Here is a 20548-nt window from a genome sequence, read left to right on the forward strand (position 1 = left end):
CAGCAGCGGCGGCGAGGTCCCGGCCGTCGAGCCGGCATCTCCGCTGCGGGCCGGCCCTGTGGAGACGGGCGCCCGGGCGAGGCCGGGCTGCGGGACGCCGCGGCCGCCCGCCCCCCCCGTCGCCCGCCGCTCGAAGGCGGGCCGCCGGTCGGGTACGCTGCGCCCCGGACATGAAACAGCCCGCGCCGCGCTCCCCTGACGCCTCCGCCCCCGAGGCCCACGCGAACGCGCCCTCGCGGCCGTCGCCGCCTTCCTCCAGCGCCCCGACCGCCGTCCAGCAGAAGGCGCGCGTGCCCGACGCCTTCGGGGAGGCGCCGACCATCGTGTACATGCCGAGCGACGAGCCCGGCCCCGCGCCGGGCGCTGCCCCGCCCCGCGCCGCCGGCGCGCCGCACGGAGGCGCCGCGGCGCCCGGCGACCGGGAGCGCGGCGCCATCGACGACGTCACCCTGCGCATGCCGCCGAGGGCCGGCGCCGCGGGCGCGGAGCCCGAGGACCGCACGCTCAAGATGCCCGCGCGGCAGGCGAGGGGCGCGGAGCCCGAGGACCGCACGCTCAAGATGCCCGCGCGGCAGGCGCGCCCCGCCGAGGAAGACGACGCGCCGACCGTCAAGGCCGAGCCGAAGGCGTCCTTCGTCGAGCTGGACGCCGAGGCGGCGGAGGCGGAGGGCCGGCCGCAGGACGTCAAGTCGGCCGCCCGCGCCTTCTTCAAGCGCCACCACAAGAAGCTCTGGTGGCTGCACACCGCCTATGCGCTCAGCCTCGGCGCCTTCGTCGTGACCTTCGCGCAGAAGGGGTTCCAGCACGCCCGCTTCCTCGCGATCTCGGTCAGCGTCGCCTGGCTGCTCGTGCTCCTCTTCTTCCGGCTCTTCGGCACCGGCGCCCGCCAGGACTTCGCGACCGCGTGGCGCGGCGCCCGGCTGCGCTTCCTCGTGATGACGTATGTCCTGAAGAACCTCTATCAGGGCATGCTCTTCTTCCTCCTCCCGTTCTACTGGAAGAGCGCCAGCCTCGACGCCCCGAACCGCTGGTTCGTCCTCCTCCTCGGCGCCTGCGCCGTGCTCTCGACGCTCGACCTCGTCTTCGACCGCGTGCTCATGCGCTGGAAGACGCTCGCCTCGGTGTTCTACGGGGTGACGCTGTTCGCGTGCCTGAACCTCGTCATCCCCGCGCTGCTCCCCAACACCCGGACGCTCTACACGCTGCTCTCCGCCGCCCTCGTGTCCGTGCTCGGCTTCTGCACGCTGCACCTGCCGTTCGGCGCCCTCTGGAGCCGCCTGGGCGTGGTGTTCCTCGTCGTGGCGGCCGCCGCCGGCGTCGGCCTCGCCTACGGGACGCGGGAGCTCATCCCCCCGGTGCCGATGCACCTTTCGTCCGCGGCCGTCGGCCCTTCTATACTCCCGGACGGCCGCCTCGCCATGTCCGTGAAATCGCTGCACTTCTCTGTCATCCGGGAGCTCCGAGCCGTCACCGACGTGGTGGTGCCGGGCGGCGACGGCGACCGCCTGCTCCACGTCTGGCGGCACGAGGGGCGCGAGGTGCTCCGCGCGCCGGAGGAGACGCTGCGGGTGCCGGGCCCGGAGGGCGCGGTGCGGCTCAAGTCGCAGCTCGTGGGCGGGAGCCTGCCGCGCAAGCTGGCCGGGCACTGGACGGTGGACGTCGAGACCCAGGACGGCCAGCTCGTCGGCCGCACCGCGTTCGAGGTGACGGAATGAGCCGATCGCGAGGAGCGCTTCGGGGCGATGCGCCGGCGCACGCGCGCGACGTCGAGCGCGCGCGCTGGGTCGACGCCGGCAACATGGCGAACGGGTTCCTCGTGTTCGGCAACGTCGTCACGGGCTTCATCGCGATCGGCAACGTCGCGCGCGGGTTCATCGCGATCGGCAACGTCGCCGTCGGCGTCATCGCGGTCGGCAACGTCGCCTTCGGCGTGGTCGGCGGCTTCGGCGCGACCATCGCCGTCGGCGCCTTCGCCGCCTCGGGCGTGCTCGCGTTCCCGGTGCTCGACGGGACGGCGGGCGTGATGAGCGCGCTCGATCTGAACCTGCTCCTGTCGCTGTTCCCGATCGTGCTGTGGCTCCTCGCCGCGCGCGTGTTCCGCGGCCAGCGCGCGCCCCGCCTGGGGCCGAGCCCCGCGCCGACGCCGCTCCGCGCGCTGCTCCGCGGCGAGCGCCCCGACGGCTGGGTGCGCGCGCGGGTCGAGCGCGCCGGCGGCGGCGCGCTCCGCGTGAAGCAGGGCGGCGCCGAGGTCGAGCTGCCCGCGGCGCCCGAGGCGCTCGCCGCGGCCGGGGCGCTCGTCCCGGAGGGCCGGGGCGCGCGGCTGTTCGCGTACGTGCGCGCGGAGGAGCACGTCGGCGGCGGGGGCAGCGGCTACCGCGAGGCGCAGCGGCGGGAGCGGGTCCTCACCGTCGCCGACCTGGTGCAGCCGCCGGCGTGGGTCGCGCCGTGGAGCAGCGGCGCCGAGGTGCAGTGGTGGCTCGCGCGCTCGTGGGAGGTGGGCGCGGTCGTGGCGGCGGCGCTGAGGGCGGCGCAGCTCGCGGTGGGCGCGCTGGGGTGAGCGCCGCCCCTCCGGGGCCGCCTCCCCCGACGAGGAGGCGACCCCGGCACGCTCGATCCGCGTCGCCGCGAGCTCGACATGCACAGGATGCATGAGCCCCATGCCTCCTGTGCGCTGGTATCGCACCGGTGAGCCGACTACGTATCCACGATGGAAACGAGCGTCGTCTCCACGACCCCTCGATACCGGTGTTCGGCGGGCCCGATGAGCGCGACACGCGGAATTCACGCGAATGATCGCGGAATGATCGCGGAATAATCGCGTCGCGCTCATGGATCATCTCACTCAAGATGTAACTGATTGACAAGGAGCGAAGCTTTGCTTTGCTTCATTGCTCTGCTGGCGAGGTGCGGCTTTCTTGATCTCCCCGCGACGGCGCGAGGGCGGAAGCCATGATCATCCGCTGGTGGCGGTAGCGGCCTCCTTGCTCTTCCTGTGACCGCGAGAGGACTGAAGCCATGGATCGGACGGAGCCGAACGGCGTGAAACCCCTCGAAGAACGCGCGCTCTTCGCCGCGTCGAGGCGACGCGCGACGGCGCTCCTCGGCGCGCTCGTCCTCGCGGCGTCCGGCGCGACCGCGGGCTGCGTCGGCCGCGCCGGCGACAGCGACGGCGACGGGCCGTCGGCCGAGGGCGGGCTTGTCGACGTCGCTCCGGCGGGGATGCGCCGGATGACGCCGGAGCAGTTCACGAGCTCGATGCGCGATCTGTTCGGCGATCCGGCGCTCGATCTCGACCTGGACGCGGACACGGGAGAGGTCACCTCGCTGCTCGCCGTGGACAAGCTCAACGCCGCGGCGGAGGCGATCGTCGCCCGACGCCCCTCGTGGGGGACAGCGGTGTTCCCGTGCGACACGAGCGGTCCTGAGGACGAAGTGTGCGTGGACGACTTCGTGCGTACGTTCGGGCGTCGCGCCTTCCGGCATTCGCTCGACGAGGCCGAGGTCGCGATGCTCAAGGGCCAGTATTCCCGGGCGCGAAAGGAGCAGTCGTTCGAGGACGCCCTGCTCGTCGTGCTCAAGACGATGATCCAGTCGCCCGGCGTCTACTACCTCGTCGAGCTCGGCCGCGACGGGGACGGGGGCGAGGCGCTCGCCTCCGGCGTTCGCCCGCTGACGGGCTGGGAGCGGGCGGCGCGCCTGTCCTATTTCCTCTGGAACACGACGCCGGACGACGCGCTGCTCGACGCCGCGGAGTCCGGCGCGCTCGACACGGCGGAGGGCGTGCGCGCGCAGGCGGAGCGGCTCCTCTCGGACGACCGCGCCCGGGCGACGGCGAGGCGCTTCTTCGCCGACTGGCTCGAGCTCGACGGCACGAACAAGCACGCATCGCTCGAGAACGCGCCGAAGAGCCCCGAGCTCTACCCCGAGGATTCACCCGCGCTGCGCGCCGCCATGCGCACCGAGATCGAGGCGCTCGCCGAGCGCGTGCTCTTCGAGGGGGACGGCCGCTTCGAGACGCTGCTCACGACGACGGACGCGTACGTGAACGGGCCCCTCGCCGCGCTCTACGGGGTCGAGGGCCCCGCGGGCGACGGCGCGTTCGCCTGGGTCTCGCTCCCCGGCGACCAGCGCGCGGGGATCTTCACCCGGGCCGCCTTCCTGAGCGTGTTCGGCAGCATCGAGGTCAAATCGCCGATCCGCCGCGGCGCGTACATCCTGGAGGAGGTGCTCTGTCGTCCCCTCGGCCCGCCGCCGCCCAACGCGAGCGACGTCCCGGTCAAGGGCGGAGTCGTCGAGGAGAACGGCGAGCTGGTCCACCGGACGATCCGCCAGGACGTCGAGGCCAAGACGTCGAGCGGCAACTGCGTGAGCTGCCACGCGACCATCAACCCGATCGGCTTCGCGTTCGAGCACTACGACGCGCTCGGGCGGTGGCAGTCGCAGGAGACCGGCGGGGACGCGGCCGCCCCGTACACGCTCGACATCGACGCGCGCGGGCGCCTCCCTGCGGTCGGTCCGGACGCGGGAGGCGTGGAGGTCGACGGCGCCGTCGAGATGTCGGCGGCCCTCGCGGCGAGCGCCGCGGCGCGCGCGTGCCTCACGAAGCATTTCTTCCGGACGGCGCTCCGCCGCATCCCCGTCGATCAGGATCTCGCGTCGATCGAGGCGGCCACGCCGGCGCCCGAGAGCGGCGGCAGCCTGCGTGACCTCATCCTCGCCCTCACGACGAGCGACGCCTTCTTGCACCTGCGCCACCCCGAGGAGTGACCCCATGAGCCGCGCCGCTTTCAGCCGAAGGAATTTCCTCCGAACCGCCACCGGCCTGTGCATCGCGCTTCCGTTCCTCGAGGCGACGCACGGCGACGTCTGGGCCGCCGACGGCAGGGCCAGGCGGTTCATCGTGTTCTTCAGCCACGGCGGCACGATCACGTCGCGCCACAACTCGGGATCGAAGGGGGATCCGTGGAAGCCGGGCGCCTGGAGCCTGCTCGACCTCTGGGCTCCCGGCGACGAGGGCCAGGCGCTCGAGGTCCTCGGCGAGGAGATGGCCCCGCTCGAGGCCCTCAAGGGCGATCTCACCCTGCTGCGCGGCGTCGACGACGCCGCCGGGCTGGTCCAGGGAGACTACGGCGGTCACCACGGCTGCTCCAACGCGACCGTGCTCACCTGCGCCGACACGACCTCGGGAGGCGACGACGCCAGGGCGCTCGGCCCCTCGATCGATCAGGTGATCGCAGCGCGGCTCGCCAGCGAGAGCCCGACGCCGTTCTCGTCGATCGATCTCATGATCGACGGGCACAACTACGGAGAGCCGCTGTACAACGCGGCGGGGGAGCAGGTGTCCACCGAGAAGGACCCGACGAGCGCCTTCGACCGGCTCTTCAAGGATGTCGCGGAGTCCTCGTCGGGGCCCACGCCCGAGCAGCTCCGCATTCGCGCCCAGCGCAAGAGCGTGCTCGACGGCGTGAGCGAGCACCTCGCGGCGCTGAAGGGGCGCGTGAGCGCGGCCGACAGGCACCTGCTCGACGCGCACGCCGAGCACATCCGGAGCCTGGAGAAGAAGCTCGACGGCGTCGCCAACCTGGCGGCGTGCACGAAGCCGGACGTCCGCGGCGCGCCCGTGTTCCAGGGATACGGATCCTACACGGGGGGAGGGATCGAGGAGGCCGCTCCGCTCCTCGTCGATATCCTCCTGCACGCGCTGCGCTGCGGCCTCACGCACGTCGCCACCTTCCAGATCGCCGACGTCCTGACGCCCTGGCTGCCTCAGCCCTACAGCACCGATCTCGGCCACAGCCTGGGCCACGCGGGCCTCGACGTCGGCCCGAGCGGCGCGGAGCCGGACAAACTAGAGGACTGGCGCGCGACCATCCTCGCGAACCGCGCCTGGCGCATGGAGATGTTCGCGCGCCTGCTCGACGGGCTGAAGAGCACCCCCGAGGGCGACGGCACGATGCTCGACAACAGCGTCGTGCTCTTCACGAGCGAGTTCGGGTGCGGCGGGGGACACTCGCCCCGCGACGTCCCCGTCCTGCTCGCCGGCAAGGCAGGCGGCAGGTGGCCGGGCGGCCGGCACGTCAACTACAACAAGCGCGCGAGCGCGGACCCGACGCAGTCCGACTACGAGACCGACGTCTCCTTGCACAACGTCTACACGTCGATCCTGCGCGCCTTCGGCCAGGAGGACGCGCACTTCGGGAACGACACGGCGTACCGGAAGGGCCCCCTGGCGGAGCTGCCGTAGGACACGGCTCCTGTCGGCGCGGCTCATCCCGTTTCACGGGCGCTCGGTCGTCCTCCCCCGGGCTCGCACGCCGGAGCGACGTCGCCTCCCCCGAGGTCCGGGGGCAGCGGCAGCCGGACGCGGAACGTCGTGCCCTCGCCGGCCCCGCTCTCGACAAGGATCTCGCCGCCGTGCGCCCGGACGATCATCTTGCAGACGTAGAGGCCGACGCCGAGACCGCCGTGCGCGTCCGGCTTCCATCGGAAGGGCTCGAAGAGCTTCTCCCGCTGCCCCGGCGGGATGCCGACGCCGCGATCGCGCACGGAGATCACCACGAAGCCCTCCTGCAGACTGACCGACAGCGTGATCGGCTGTCCAGCCCCGTGCCGTGACGCGTTCGACAGCAGGTTCGTGATGACCTGCTCGACGCGCGCTCGGTCCCAGTAGCCGAACACAGGCCGGTCGAGCAGGAGCTCCAGGGAACATCCGTCGGCCTCGAGCTGCTCTGTCACCTGCCGGGCGGTCTTGCGCACGAGCTCGTTGAGCTCTGTCCTCTCCAGGTTCAGCGCCGGTGGGCCGGTCGCGAAGCTCGCCACGACGAACATGTTGTTGATGACCTGCGTGATCCGGGCGAGCTCGCGCGACGACACCTTCAGGAAGCGGCCGAGCTCGCTCGCGCCCATCGTCTGCACCATGGACTGAGATCGCGATCGCACCATGTGCTCGTACAGGAGCCGCAGGCTCGTCAGCGGCGTGCGCAGCTCGTGCGAGGCGAACCGCAGGAACTCCTCGCGGAGCCGGATGGCGTCCTTGAGATCCGTCTCCGCGCGCTCGAGGCGGCGGATCCGGTCCTCGAGCTCCCTGCGCAACCCCTGCTCGCGCGACACGCCGCTGGCCAGGTCCCTCGCGCGCTGCTGCAGGAGGAGCGTCATGATGAGCGCGGTGAACAGCGCCAGGGCAAAGGCAGCGAGGACCACGCGGCGCGTCGCGTGGTACACGCCGAAGGCGTCGGCCTTGTCGATCTCGGTCGCGAGCCCGAGGTGGAGATCCGGATCCCACAGCCATGCACCGACGACCTCCACGCCGCGGTAATCGCGGTAGCCGTCGACATCGACCCCGGCGTTCCGCGCGACGGCGCTTGTCGCCATGCGCGTGAGCGGCTGCTCCGCTCGAGGCAAGGAGCGCCGCGAGCCGTACGGCACGTCGCTCCCTGGATCGCGCACCTCCACGTTCATGCTCGCGCGCTCGCCGGCCGCGAGCAGGCCCATGTCGCGCAGGGACTGGGCGAACCTGATCTCCGTGACGATGCGGCCGCGCTCGTCGAAGGCGTACGTCTCCCCTGCCGCGCCGACCTGCCCGCGCTGAGCGATCTCCGTGAGCTCCTTCCCCGGATCGATGCGGAAGGCGAGCGCCGCGATGACCTCGCCTCCCTGGGCGGCGGCGCGCACCGGCGCCGCGACGAGGAGCATGGGGACGCCTCGGTCGACGGGAGATCGCATGGAGAAAGGCGCGCCGAGGACGGTGGCTCCGCGCAGGGCCGCGGCGACGGTGTCCGGGTCGTGGTCGCTCAGGATCCTGGTGGCGACGAAGTCGCCGCGATCCGAGGCGATATGGATGCCATCCGTCGCGATGACGTCGAAGCCGAGGTATTCGTTCTTCTGGACGATCTCGTTCAGCTCGCGCCGCAGCTCCTCCAGGTGCGGGCAATCGCGGAGCGGCCCGTCACGGCCGCGATGCTCCAGCTGCGCGGCGACCGCTCGCCGTATGTTCGGCCTGTTCGCCCAGAAGCCCACGGTGGACTTCGTCTGCCGCGTCCAGGTCAAGAGCCCTTCGCGGGTCGTCGCGAGCACCGCCTGCAGCGTCGCCGCGATGTTCTGGCGATGAACGGCGCGGATCTCATGGAGGCTCAGGAGCAGGATGAAGCCGAGCGGCAGCAGCCCCGCCAGCGGCGTCCAGTCACACCAATCTCTCCTGCGTTTCCCCTGCATGGCACCACCGCGATGCAGCCCGGGAAACAGGACCTCACAAACCACGCCACCGCGACGCGTGAGCGCCTTGCGCGCTCGCCCGCCCGGCCCGGGCGCGTCGGGGCGCCCTGGCCCGCGACGGACCGCCGCGCCGCCTCGATCAACGCGCGGGCGAGCCGGAGGGCGCGGCGCCGTCGTCCACGATCGCCGGGCTCCCGCTGTACACCACCGCGTCGAGCAGCCGCTCCTCCCGCACGAGCGCGAGCGCCGGCGCGTCGCGGCGGATCGAGACGGTGCCGCCCGCGTCCGCGAAGCCGCACGCCTCCGCCCCCAGCCGCGAGCCGATGTCCCACAGCGCCTCGGCCGGCGTCGCGCCGCCTTGCCCTCCGCCGCTCTCTCCCCCGCCGCCCTCCGGCCGCAACGTCACGCGCTTGCCGGTCCGCAGCCGCTCGCCCAGCTCGACGCCGCGCAGGTCCTCGAACGGATCGGTGATCACGTGGCTGTCGATGCCCACGCACAGCCGCACGCCCGCCGCGGCCAGCGCCGTCACGTCGGGCAGCCCGTCGCCGAGGTCGCGCTCGGTCGTGGGGCACAGGCACGCGAACGCCCGCGCCGCGCCGAGGAGCGCCGGCTCGTGCGGCGCGAGGTGCGTCGCGTGCACCGCGACGAAGCGCTCGCTCAGGACCCCGCGCTCGGCCAGGAGCTCCACCGGGCGGCGGCCCGTCTCGGCGACGCACGCCTCGATCTCGGCCGGCTGCTCGGCCACGTGCATGTGTACCATGAGCCCGCGCTCCGCGGCGTACCGCGCGACCTCGCCGAGCCACGCCGGGGGCACCGCGCGGACGCTGTGCGGCGCCACGCCGACGCGCACGTCCTCGCAGCCCGCGTAGCGCGCCCGCAGCGCCTCGACGTCCGCGAGCGCCGCGTCGAGCGAGGCGTCCGAGAACCGCCGCTGCGCCCCCTCGGGCTCCCGGCCCGCGCCCGCGCGCGCGTAGACGACCCGGAGCAGCGCGATCCGGAGGCCCGCCGCGCGCGCCGCCTCGATCACCGCGTCCGCGAGGACCGTGCGGTCCGCGTAGGGCGCGCCGCCCGGCTGGTGGTGCACATAATGGAACTCGCCCACCGTGCGGACGCCCGCGGCGCGGAGCTCGCGATAGGCCACCTTCGAGATCGCGTGAATGGACTCCGGCGTGAGCGACTCGGCGAGCGCATACATGGCAGTCCGCCACGACCAGAAGTCGTCCGACCCCGACGGCCCCGGCCGCTGCGCCTCCCCGCGCATCCCGCGCTGGAATGCATGAGAATGGGCGCTCGCCAGCGCCGGCAGCTCGATGGCGCCCGCCGTCAGCCTCATCGCCGCTCGCCCTACCACGCCGGGGAGGTCGGAGAAAGGCGCGGCCGGGTCACGCCTTCGGCTCGACCTCGAGCTCGGGCAGGCCTTCGAGCTTCACCTCGACCTCCGCGGAGGGGGGCGGGGCGGGGACGACCTCGCGGCTCGACGCCATGACCGTCAGGGCGCGCGGCAGGCACTCGACCACGAGCGGCGTGGTCCCGACCTCCTCGCCGTCGATGAGCACGTGCTGGGGCGGGTCGGTGGTGATGCGGAGCCGCCGGGCGGCGAGGAACCCGATGTTGTCGCGCTCCGCCGGCTCGCCGTCGAGCGCGGTGCGCAAGAGGTGCAGGCCGGTCGCGACCGCCTCGACCAGCGTGGTGGCCGACACGATGGTGAGGTCGAGCCGCCCGTCCTCCGGGGAGAGCACCGGCGGGCCCTGGGCCAGCACCGTGCGCGCGGGCGCCATGTTCGCGACCGTCACCGCGACCGCCCGGCAGTGGATCCGCTGATCCTCCGTCTCGATGTCGACCTGGAACGGCTCGAGGCTCATCAGCTTCTTCAGCCCGGTGCTGATGTACGCGAGCACGCCCCAGCGCTGCTTGGCGTCCTGCGGCGTCTCGCCCACGGTGTCCGCGTGCAGCCCGACCGCTGACAGCAAGATCATGGTCCTCCCGTTCGCGCGGGCGGCGTCGATGCGCGTCGGCTCCCCGTGGACGAGGACCTCGATGGCACCCTCCAGGTCGTCCGGGATGCCCAGGGTATTCGCGATCGAGTTCGCCGTGCCGAGCGGCAGGATGCCCAGGCACGTGTCCGTGCCGAGGAGCGCCGACGCCACGCTCGAGATCGTCCCGTCGCCGCCCGCCGCGATCACCAGGGGGACGCCCTCCAGGCGGGCGGCCTCGGCGCACGCGGCCGCGCTGCGATCCGCGCTCGTCTCGTAGACGCTCAGCGCGAAATCGCGCTGGAGCCGCTCCGGGAGCGACTCGACGGCATCGCCTGCGTGGCCGGCAGCAGGGTTGAAGATCAGCGCCGCTCTTCGCTCCGTCATCGCCGTATCCTAGAACGCCGAACCGGTTGAAACCCCAAGAAAAATCGACGCCGACGCCGGATCGCCATCGCGCCCGCCCGCCACCACTGCTGTGCCTGCATGCGCCAATCTCGCGACATCGACGCCCCGCCGCGCGGCCCCCGGACGCGATGCGGTTTTTGGCTAGACGCTGGCACGGTAGTTGTACCTCGCTGTTGCCCATGAGGTTTCAACGAATCGGTCGACTGGCTTGCCTTGCGCTCGCGCTCCTCGGCGCAGGGAATCTCGCCGCGTGCGGCGACGGCTCATCGGGGGGCTCGGGGGGCAGCGGCGCCGCGGGCGGCGGGGGCGGCGCAGGCGGCACGGGCGGCGAAGGTGGGGGCGACGGGGGCGAGGGAGGAGGCGTCGGCTTTGAATGGCCCGTCGAGACCTACCCGATCGACATCACCCCATCCGAGGACTGGAAGAACCAGCTCGACTTCCCCTTCGACCCGTTCGTCGCCTACTCGGCGTACGACGGGCCGGGCTGGGTGAAGTTCACCGTGCTGTTGCACGATCCCACCAAGGTCTACTACCAGGACAGCAACAAGTTCCCGTTCCACGGCGAGTTCGCGACGGCGCGGCTCGACCCGTTCTTCGGCATGCAGCTGGACGAGTACGACCAGGTCTCCCTGCACGCGGAGGGACAGAAAGCCATCCTCGGCGCGGTGCTGATCTCCCCGTTCGCGAGCACCGAGCCGGAGTACGGCATCCAGCTCGTCCGGCAGGACGCCTACGATCCCGAGATGGCGCGCGTCGTCCTCGAGCTCGTGAGGGACAGCATCGTCGCGCCCGACGGCACGAAGCCCTTCTATTTCCCGACCCACGAGCAGGCCGCGTCGGCCGCGGAGAACAGCGCGTTCTTCGAGCAGAGCGGGTTCCCGGTGAGCTCGGTCGAGCGGTGGCTGAACGGCGATCAGTGCTACTCGACCGGCTGGGCCGTCGGCCGGCTCCGCTACGTGCCGCCGGACATGATCGACGCCGCCTACGCGAGCGGCGATCTCCGGGCCGAGGACATCCTCCTCACCGACTCCATCCCTGCGGAGGTGCCTTATGTGGCGGGCATCATCTCGCTGTCTCCCTCGACCCCGAACGCGCACACCGCCCTCCTGGCGACCTCGTTCGGCATCCCGTTCGTGTACATCGGCGATCCGGCCGCCGCGGAGGCGGCCAAGGCGCTCGACGGCGAGGAGGTCGCGCTGCGGGCCTCGCTGGAGTGGGGGGTCGTGTGCCGCGCCGCGCTCCTCGGCGCCGAGGGGAAGATCGCCCCGGCGGACCGGGAGCAGCTCCTCGCGCTGAAGCAGCCGGGCGATCTCGGGATCCAGCCCAAGCAGCCCCTGGGCGCCTACTTCGGATCCACCGAGGCTCTCGGCCCCGCGGACATCGTCCACTTCGGCGGCAAGGCCGCGAACTATGGCCTGCTGCGGGACGCCATCCCGGAGAACTCCGACGTCGCGGTCGCGCTGTCGTTCGATCTCTGGGACGACTTCCTCGACCAGACGATGCCCGGCGGCGGCACCCTGCGCGCCGAGATCGCGGAGCGCCTCGGCGGGCATACCTACCCGCCGGACATGCCGGCGCTCAAGGCCGATCTCGCGGCGATCCGGGACCGGATCACCAAGGATACCGCCTTCTCCGCGGGTCAGCGGCAGGCGGTCGAGGAGGCGATCGCGGGCTTCTCGCCGACGAGGAAGATCCGGTTCCGGAGCTCGACGAACGTGGAGGACAGCGCCGTCTTCACGGGCGCGGGCCTCTACGACAGCTACAGCGGCTGCCTGGCCGACGACCAGGACGCCGACGACGCGGGGCCGAGCCTCTGCGACGCGGACGAGGAGAGCGAGCGGGGCGTGTTCCGCGCGATCCGCAAGGTGTACGCCAGCTTCTACAACGACAACGCGTTCCTCGCCCGGCTGCTCTACGGCGTGAACGAGGACGAGGTCGGGATGGGCGTGCTCGTCCACTACTCCTATCCTGACGAGAACGAGATGGCGAACGGCGTCGCCACGCTCTCGCACGGCGCCGGGACCGCGCCCGGCGAGCCGGGCACGGACGAGATCAAGCTCGTGACGCAGCTCGGGGCGACCTCCGTCACCAACCCGGAAGGGGGCGCGCTGCCGGAGGTCGTGAACATCAGCAGCTTTGGCGGCGAGACCTACCTCGACCTCCGCTCCGGCTCGACGCTCGTGCCGCTCGGCGGTCACGTGATGGAGTGGGAGAGCGATTATCGCGCGCTCGCCGGCCTGCTGGGCCGCGTCCAGCAGCGGTTCGTCGAGGCGCACCCGGGCAAGACGTCGTACCTGCTCGATTACGAGTACAAGAAGATGAAGCCCGGTGAGCTCGTGGTGAAGCAGGTGCGCGAGGTCTCGCTGCCGGACACGACGCCGAGCCTCACGCCCTACCTGCTCGACGACCCGCGGGAGGTCTGCACGTTCCAGGGCGAGTTCGGCGACGTGTTCGCGAACCACCGGCTCAAGGTGCGCGCGCGCCTCTCGACGAAGAGCGCGTTCCTCACGCCGGCGGCCCTCGGCAGCACGCTGTTCGCGGACGCGACCCTCGACTACGTCTCCGGCGGCGCGGTGGCGACGTTGACGGGCAGCCCCGCGGCGTGGCCGGGCGCGGCGCACACGTACGCCGACGGGAGGGCCACCGACGCCTTCGTGGACGGCGAAGGGGCTGCGGCGACCACCTATGCGCTCGCCGCCGAGAGCGTGCCCGATCTGCTGCCGCCGTCGCTCGGCCCGCTTGTCGCGCTGCGCGATTTCGGGCTGACGCTCGGCGCCGAGTACGCGACGCCCGCGCCGACGCTCGACTGGGAGGGCACGCCGGTCCCCGTGTCGTCGGAGGCGGTGCGGCTCGGCGACTGCCCTGCGGAGGGTGATCCCGCGGAGGGCTCGTTGCTCCAGGAGCGCTCGCTCTCGCCGGAGTCCGGCGGCGTCGTTGTGCAGACGTCGTTCTACTGGCCGCCGTACCCGTCGGGCCCCACGGCGGGGTACACGGCGCCTCTGCACAAGTGGGTGGAGACGCGCATCGAGGGGCTGACGAGCAGCCCGATCGTGCTGAGGGGCTATCACGCGCAGACCTACCGCCCGGCGCACCACAACTTCTCGGAGGACTTCATCTTCGAGCCCCGCCTCGAGCCCGGCGTCGACCCCGCGCTCCTCGCCGAGCTGGAGGAGAAGGGCATCCGGTTCATCTACATCCGGACGTCGGATATCCCCGGGGAGCCGCCGCAGATGTGGACCATGGACCCGGAGGGCGTCTTCCACCCGATCGAGTGAGCGCCTCGCGGGCGATCCGCGGAGCCCCGGCGGGCCGCGCCGCCGGCCGGGGCTCCGCGTGGCCGGTCACTCGTCCTCTCGCTCGTCCCCGAACAGCACGCCGACCTGAAGCTCGATGGCGTCGAAGGGCTCGGCCCTGACACGCTCGCCCCGCTCCGCGCGGAGCGCCACCAGATATCCCTCCGGGGTCCACCGGTACACGGTGAGCGTCTCCTCCCTGGGATCGACGATCCAGTAGTGTGGGAGCTGACAGCGCTGATAGACACGCATCTTCTTGACCGTGTCGTTGCGCGCGTCGTCCGGGGACAGCACCTCGCACACCCAGTCGGGCCGGAGCCGGACAGGGCTCCCGCTGGGGCGCTCCGGCGAGCGCTCGCGACGCCAGCCGACGACGTCGGGCCGGTACACCTGATCCGGCGTGAGCTCGACCTCGACCTCGGTGGCGAACCACCATCCACCGGGCCAGCGGCCGCCGGGGCGCCGCTGGAAGGGGGCCTTGACGTGCGCGACGATGGCGGACTGCGCATCGCCGTGCTCGAACGAGGGCACTGCCTTCTGCACGAGCTCGCCGTCCACGACCTCGTGAGAGCGCTCGTCCTCGGGGATCGCCAGGAGATCCGCGGCGGTGGCTGGGCCTGGCTTCGGTGCGGCGGTGGGCACGCGTCGAGCATAGCGCCTCGGCGCGAAGGGTCGCCACCCTTCGAATTGTTAAGCGATTTCAAATAGTTGAGCGTAAAAACAATCGAGCGCTCGACGCCGCCGCGCGCCGTGGAGCGGGCCGGCGCGCGCGGGCGTGGCGCGCGTTCGCGCGGGGTTGACGCGCGGAGGCCGCGGGGCGACCAGCAGCGCCGGCTGCCACCGCTGGCGTATACCGCTGACGAGGAGAAGATCATGAGCCTTTACGACAGCTCGTTCCCCCAGATGGCCCGCATGCTCGGCCAGGTGCCGACCTGGTTCGACAAGGCGCGAGCCCACGCCGAGCAGAAGAAGTACGACCCCGAGGTGCTGCTCACGGCGCGCCTCGCGCCCGACCAGTGGAACTTCAGGCGTCAGATCCAGAACGTCATCTCCTGGCCCCTGCGGCTGAGCGCGCTCCTGGTCGGCGCGGAGCCGCCGGCGCCTCAGACGGGAGACGAGACGATCGCGGAGCTGCGCGCGCGGATCGGAGAGACGCTCGAGCAGGTGAACGCGCTGAAGCCGGAGCAGTTCCAGGGCGCGGGCGACCGCATGATCCCGCTCTTCTTCATGCCGGGCAAGGGCATGAAGGCCCCGGACTTCGTGTTTCAGTTCGCGCTCCCCAACTTCTACTTCCACGCCACCACGGCGTACTCGATCCTGCGGCACAACGGGATCGATGTCGGGAAGATCGACTACATCGGGCCGATCGCGATCCGCGATCTCTGAGCGCGGCAGTCCCGGCGAGGCGGCCCGTCGGCGCATCCGCCGCCAGGGCCGCCGCGCCTGCTGCCGTGGTCTCCGCGGACGAAGACTAGAAGCCGCCGCCGCCGCCGACGCCGACGCCCGAAGAGCCGACGGACACCGCGATGGCGCCGCCGGCCCCGCCCGTGCCCCAGTCGCCGCCGCCGGCGCCACCCTGGCCGTAGCCGTAGTACTCGTCCGGATCTTCGTAGACGTTGATGCTGAGGTTCAGCTTGCCGTTGAGCCAGAGCGCCCTGTCCCCGATACCGAACTGATACTGAGCCCAGGTCGTCGAGTGCGGCGAGACGTAGACGTAGATCATCTGCGACGAGAGCAGCGTGGCGTCCACCGCCGTCGCCGTGCCGCCCTCGACCTTCTCGAGGTGCCAGCCCGGGAGCAGCTGGACATAGTACGAGCCCTGCTCCAGATCGACGAGGATTGAGCTGGCGTCCGGATCCTCGTCCTCGGAGTTGATCGTCAACGAGGTCCCACCGGGGAAGTAACCGGTGCTGCTGCTGGTGGTGCTGCCGGGGCTCCCGCCGACGCCGCTGCTGCTGCTGCCGACCGACACCCCGTCATACCAGTAGTAATCGCTCTGGATCTGGAACGTCGCGTTGCGAAGCCGGTAGCTCACGCCGGACGGCGCCTGCGCCGCGAGCGGCAGGCTGAGCGAGCCGAGCTCTGCGTCATCGCCGGCTGGCATGTTGCAACCGCTGATCCCGGTCACGAACAGCCCGCCTACCGCCGCGAACACCCCAAGTCCCTTAAGCATCCTGGTCATCTTGTTGTCCTCCTGAAGCCACCGCTCGGGACCACCGGCCGCATGCGCCACTATCTGCCGCCGGTCCCCGCGCACGAGCACCTGCCCAGGAGCAATCCGCGATCCAACACGGATCTCCGCGATTTGCAGGCTCCTTTCAGCGATCCGCCATCGCCGTGGCTCAGGTTGGCTCAGCCGGTTTGTGCCAGTGTCGCGCAGAGGCGAAGACCGACGCGGGTGGCGAATCGATCGTTCCAGCACGTGGCGCCGATCGAGGCGGGCGTGGCTGGCTCCCTGAAACCACGTTCCGGAACGCTGGGCGATCGCGCCGGGCTCACCCGCCCCAGTCGACCGGCTTCCTGTCGGGAGGCGTCACGTTCGGCATCTCGTGAAAGAGCGACCGCGCCAGATCGGGCAGCGGCGCGCACGCCTGCTCTCCCAGGTTGGTCAGCTCGAGCGGATCCTCCAGCACGTTGAAGCAGTGGAACTCGCCGTCCCACTCGCGCGCCTCGATCTTCAGCGGCCCCTGCATCATCCCCCAGTTGCGGAACGAGCACCCCCAGACCCAGGTGCAGTTCGTCAGCGGCACCGGCGCCACCGTGCGCTCCGGCCGCGTGAGCGGGTGCCCGATCATCCGGGCGCGGAACGGCGCGAGCCGCGGCTCGTCCCAGAGCCCCATCAGGTCGAGGAACGTCGGCGCGAGGTCGAGGTGCCACACGAACGCGTCCCTCGCGCCGGCGATGCTCGCCCGCTCCTTCGGGGCGAGCGTCCCCTCCGGCGCGTCGATCCACGCCGGCACCAGGATCTCCTCGTCCCAGAGCGAGCTCGTGTGGCCGAGCTGCCAGTGCTCCCGGAACGACTCGCCATGATCCGACGTGTACACGATGACCGTGCGCTCGCCGCTCGGCGTCCCGCGGATGTGCTCGATGAGCCGGCCGACCGCCATGTCCGACAGGTAAACGACGTTCTTGTAGTAGTTGAAGAAGTGCTCGTTCTTGTCGGGCGATTTGCTCAGCTCGCTGGGCTGGAACGGCGAATGCCGGGGATCGCTCACGTACGGGAAGTGAACGTTCGAGTAATGGACGACCGCGAAGAACGGCTCGACGAGCTCGCCCCACTCCTCGATCACGTGATCCGTGAGCTGCCGGTCGTGGGCGCCGTAATCGAGGTCGGCGCCCGGATCGAGCTGGGTTGCGACAACGCGGTGCGAGACCGGGATGTCCTGCACGTAGAGCCGGGCATTGCCGAACATGAGGTTCTGGCTCGTCCAGTACGCGGTGTCCCAGCCGGCCGCGTGGGCGTACTGCCAGAGCAGCGGAGCGGAGCCGAGCACCTCCTGGCGCTCGGTCGGCAGCACGCCGGACCAGATGTTCGAGATCGAGATGGCCGTCGTCGAGTCGTGGGCCCGCATCTGCAGGAGCGGCATGCGGCCGGGCGCGGCGGCGTTGGAGAACGGCGTCGCCCGGTCGCAGGCCGGGTCGTACGCGACGCACGTCACGTCCGCGCGCTGGCTCTCCTGCAGGATGAGCAGCACGTTCCGCGGCCGCGCGGGGCGCGCCTCGAGCCGCGGCACGCGCTCCGGGTCGCGGCGCTGCACCCGCAGATCCGGCGACTCGTTCGTGATGCCGAGGTGCTCCTTCACCACGGCGGTGACGCCGTGGAAGTAGATCATGTCGGCCGACGACGACTGGATCACCCGGTAGCTCACCGGGATCATCGTCACGCCGGCCAGCGCCAGCGGCACGAACGCCGCGGCGACGCGCCGCCGGAGCCGCCGCGGGCGCACGAGGCGGCGGGACAGCCGGAGCGCGCCGAGCGCCAGACCGAGCGCGGCCGCGAGATGGGCGATCACGCGGGGATCCCCGAGCGGCAGCGTGCCCACGACCGACCACGGGATCGACTGGGAGTGAATCTGGGAGTCGATCGAACAGTAGATGTTGTAGAGGGCGTGAAAGCCCCCCTGCACGCCGCACGCGAGCGTGAAGAGCGCGACGAACAGCCCGCCGGTCACGCCGCGCATCGCGCCGCGGCGGCCCGAGGCGACATAGAGCAGGACGCCCCAGAACCCCAGCGACGCGACCACGGTCGCGGCGTATCCGGCCGCGTGCAGCCGGTCGAACGTCGTCATGTGGCGGCCCCGCCGCAGCACGTCGGCGGCGAGGAACCAGAGCGCCGGCGCGGCGAGGAGCGCGAGGCCGGCGAGGCGGCGACGGCGTCGCGCGGCCCGGCGCGCCGCGCGCGGGCGCTCGGAGCTGCCGGCGCGGCCGGCAAGCGCGGCGGGCGCGGCGGGCGCGGTGGAAGGGCTTGCGGGCGGCTCGCTGGGCGCGCCGCCGTCTCGGTCGATGTCCGGCGTCATCCGGGTCAGTCGCGGCGAGGCCTCGACGCGAGGTCGCGGAGGTGGGCCGGGACATCGACGCTGCCGGCCGGACCGCCGTAGATCGCGTCCGCGAGCCGGGGCAGGTCGCCGCAGGCGGCGGGCCCGAGGTCGCGCTGCTCGCGGGGGTCGGCGAGCACGTCGTAGCAGTGCCAGGCGGTGTCCCAGGCGCGCGACTCGAGCTTCATGTTGCCGCGCATCATCCCCCAGTTCTTGAACGCGCAGCCCCAGATCCCGGTGCAGTTCGTGAGCGCCAGCGCCGCCGGCGCCGCGAGCGGCCGGAGCAGGCTGCGCCCGACCATCGCCGCCCGGTACCCCGCGAGCGCCGGCTCGTCCCACAGGCCCATCAGGTCGAGCAGCGTCGGCGCCACGTCGGTGTGGAAGACGAGCTCGTCCCGCGCCGCGCGCAGCGCCGCCTCCTCCGCCGCCGTCAGCGTGCCCGGCGGCGCGTCGACCCAGCCGGGCACCCGGATCTCCTCGTCGAGGATCGAGCCCGTGTGGCCGAGCTGGCCGTGCTCGCGGAACGCCTCGCCGTGGTCCGAGGTGAACACGATCACCGTGCGATCGCCGACGGGAGAGCTCCGGACGAAGCGGATGAGCTCCGCGATCGCCGCGTCCTGCCGGTAGACCGCGTTCCTGTAGAAGTTGTGGTAGGCGTCGTTGTCGTCGGGCGCCTTGCTCTCGAGCGCGGGCTGGAACGGCGCCTGCTCCGGGTCGACCAGGTACGGGACGTGGGTGTTCCCGAAGTGGGCGACCGCGAGGAACGGCTCGCGCAGCGAGAGGAGCTCGGACCGCACGTGCGCGGACAGCAGCCGGTCGTCCGCCCCGAGATCGATGTCGGCGAGCGGGTCGAGCTCGGTCGCGCCGCACTGGTGCGAGACCGGCAGGTCCTGCACGTAGAGGCGCGAGTTGGCGAACATCATGTGGTGGCTCGTCCAGTAGGCGCTGTCGAAGCCGGCGGCGTCCGCGTAGTCGAAGGCGAGCGGCGCCGTGTGGAGCTCCTCGCGCGTCGCGATCGGCTGGAGGCCGGACCAGAGCACCGCGAGCCCGATCGCCGTCGTCGAGGCGTTCGACCGCATCTGCGTGAGCGGCAGCCGGCCCGGCGCCGCCTCGTCGATGCGCGGGGTGCCCGGGCACGGGGCGGGGGCGCCGCGCTCACCGGCGGGGGCGCGGGCCGAGCAGGTGGCGTCGGCGCGGACGCTCTCGGTCAGGATGAAGAGCACGTTGCGGCGCGGGCCGGGCGCCGGGGTGACCGGCGGCAGCGCGGGCGGCGTGCGGAGCCCCGGGCGCACCTGCGCCGTCGTCTGGACGCCGACGAGCTCCTTGATGAGGCCGCCGATCGCGTGGAAGTAGATGACGTCGGGCGTGGAGGCCTGCACCGCGCGGTACGAGCACGGCAGGACGAACGCGGCCACCACGGCCGCGGGCGCGGCGAGGCGGGCGGCGCGGGCCCGCGCGGTGCGGCCGGGGCGCACGATCCGCCGGCCCAGCCAGACGAGCGCGATCGCGAGGAGGAGCGGCGGGAGGACCGAGCGGAGGAAGTTCTCCCCGTCGGCCCGGAGCTGGCCGAAGAGGCTCGACGAGAGCGAGGTGCCGAAGAGCGTGGCGTCGAGGTTGAGGTACGTCGCGTACTGGCGGTGGAAGTAGAGCTGGCCGCCGAGCGACAGCGTCGCGAGCACCACGAAGAGCAGCGCCGCGATCCAGCGCGACGCGCCCCGCCGCGCCGAGGCCGCGAAGAGCAGGAGCCCCCAGAGCGCGGCGCTCTCGGCCATCGCGCCGAGGTAGCTGGCCACGTGCTTCCCGCCGAGCGCGAGCAGCCGATCGCCGCGGACGCGGACGTCCGCCATCACGACGAGGAGCAACGGGAGCGCGAGGAACAGGCTTCCGTAGCGGCGCCGGGCGCGGGCGAGGGCGCGCAGCCGCGAGCGCGCCGTGGCGCGCTCCGCGCCCAGATCGCGGGTCAGCCCGCGCGACGAGCGGCTGGAGACGTCCGTCTCTGCCGCCTGAGGATCGTTGAACGCGTTGGACCGGGACACGTGGGGCGCGCGATTCTAGCGAGGACATGGCGTATCGGGAACGTTTCTGCGGCGGGGCGGTGGCGGGCCGATGACGTGTCCGGCCGGCCGGG

13 protein-coding genes are annotated in these 20548 nt (G+C 72.1%); 6 read left to right on the forward strand and 7 right to left on the reverse strand.

Translation table 11 applies throughout. From position 1 onward, the window contains the following. The first annotated feature begins 170 nt into the window (after nucleotides 1-170). The 4 genes from WME76_RS47425 to WME76_RS47440 all read left to right on the forward strand — a co-directional run bounded on the left by WME76_RS47425 (nucleotide 171) and on the right by WME76_RS47440 (nucleotide 6244). Entirely contained in the window at nucleotides 171-1715 is a 1545-nt protein-coding gene (locus WME76_RS47425) for a DUF5924 family protein (RefSeq protein ID WP_437962819.1), read from the forward strand. After that, nucleotides 1712-2557 (forward strand): hypothetical protein, encoded by an 846-nt coding sequence (locus WME76_RS47430; protein ID WP_437962820.1) that lies wholly within the window; start codon nucleotides 1712-1714, stop codon nucleotides 2555-2557. The genes WME76_RS47425 and WME76_RS47430 overlap by 4 nt, the downstream gene beginning before the upstream one ends. A 458-nt stretch (nucleotides 2558-3015) precedes the next feature. Continuing rightward, nucleotides 3016-4767 (forward strand): DUF1592 domain-containing protein, encoded by a 1752-nt coding sequence (locus WME76_RS47435; RefSeq protein WP_437962821.1) that lies wholly within the window; start codon nucleotides 3016-3018, stop codon nucleotides 4765-4767. A gap of 4 nt (nucleotides 4768-4771) precedes the next feature. After that, complete coding sequence (locus WME76_RS47440; RefSeq protein ID WP_437962822.1) at nucleotides 4772-6244, forward strand: DUF1552 domain-containing protein; 1473 nt, start codon at nucleotides 4772-4774, stop codon at nucleotides 6242-6244. Between the two features lie 23 nt (nucleotides 6245-6267). On the opposite strand, the gene WME76_RS47445 is transcribed toward WME76_RS47440, so the two are convergent. From WME76_RS47445 to WME76_RS47455, 3 genes are all read right to left on the reverse strand, one after another. Beyond that, the gene (locus WME76_RS47445; RefSeq protein ID WP_437962823.1) at nucleotides 6268-8211 is read right to left on the reverse strand and encodes a sensor histidine kinase; all 1944 of its coding nucleotides are present in this window, start codon (nucleotides 8209-8211) and stop codon (nucleotides 6268-6270) included. A gap of 139 nt (nucleotides 8212-8350) precedes the next feature. Then, nucleotides 8351-9544, reverse strand: a complete 1194-nt coding sequence (locus WME76_RS47450; protein ID WP_437962824.1) for a formimidoylglutamate deiminase — start codon at nucleotides 9542-9544, stop codon at nucleotides 8351-8353. A 49-nt stretch (nucleotides 9545-9593) separates the two neighbouring features. Further along, on the reverse strand, nucleotides 9594-10571 hold the full coding sequence (locus tag WME76_RS47455; protein ID WP_437962825.1) for a YegS/Rv2252/BmrU family lipid kinase: 978 nt from the start codon (nucleotides 10569-10571) through the stop codon (nucleotides 9594-9596). A gap of 200 nt (nucleotides 10572-10771) precedes the next feature. Between WME76_RS47455 and WME76_RS47460 the strand changes: the two genes are divergently transcribed. Then, nucleotides 10772-13867, forward strand: coding sequence for a PEP/pyruvate-binding domain-containing protein (locus WME76_RS47460; RefSeq protein ID WP_437962826.1), 3096 nt, complete (start codon nucleotides 10772-10774; stop codon nucleotides 13865-13867). A gap of 66 nt (nucleotides 13868-13933) precedes the next feature. Here WME76_RS47460 and WME76_RS47465 read toward each other — a convergent pair whose 3' ends face one another. After that, complete coding sequence (locus tag WME76_RS47465) at nucleotides 13934-14527, reverse strand: Uma2 family endonuclease (protein ID WP_437962827.1); 594 nt, start codon at nucleotides 14525-14527, stop codon at nucleotides 13934-13936. A gap of 231 nt (nucleotides 14528-14758) precedes the next feature. Here WME76_RS47465 and WME76_RS47470 point away from each other — a divergent pair, with 231 nt between their 5' ends. Next, entirely contained in the window at nucleotides 14759-15271 is a 513-nt protein-coding gene (locus WME76_RS47470; RefSeq protein WP_437962828.1) for a DUF1993 domain-containing protein, read from the forward strand. A gap of 85 nt (nucleotides 15272-15356) precedes the next feature. Here WME76_RS47470 and WME76_RS47475 read toward each other — a convergent pair whose 3' ends face one another. The 3 genes from WME76_RS47475 to WME76_RS47485 form a co-directional block, all read right to left on the reverse strand. After that, entirely contained in the window at nucleotides 15357-16067 is a 711-nt protein-coding gene (locus WME76_RS47475; RefSeq protein ID WP_437962829.1) for a hypothetical protein, read from the reverse strand. A 313-nt stretch (nucleotides 16068-16380) separates the two neighbouring features. After that, nucleotides 16381-18402, reverse strand: coding sequence for a sulfatase-like hydrolase/transferase (locus WME76_RS47480; RefSeq protein WP_437962830.1), 2022 nt, complete (start codon nucleotides 18400-18402; stop codon nucleotides 16381-16383). Between the two features lie 5 nt (nucleotides 18403-18407). After that, nucleotides 18408-20456, reverse strand: coding sequence for a sulfatase-like hydrolase/transferase (locus WME76_RS47485; protein ID WP_437962831.1), 2049 nt, complete (start codon nucleotides 20454-20456; stop codon nucleotides 18408-18410). Between the last annotated feature and the right edge of the window lie 92 nt (nucleotides 20457-20548).

The organism is Sorangium sp. So ce119 (genome assembly GCF_051524405.1).
GTDB lineage: Bacteria > Myxococcota_A > Polyangia > Polyangiales > Polyangiaceae > Sorangium > Sorangium cellulosum_G.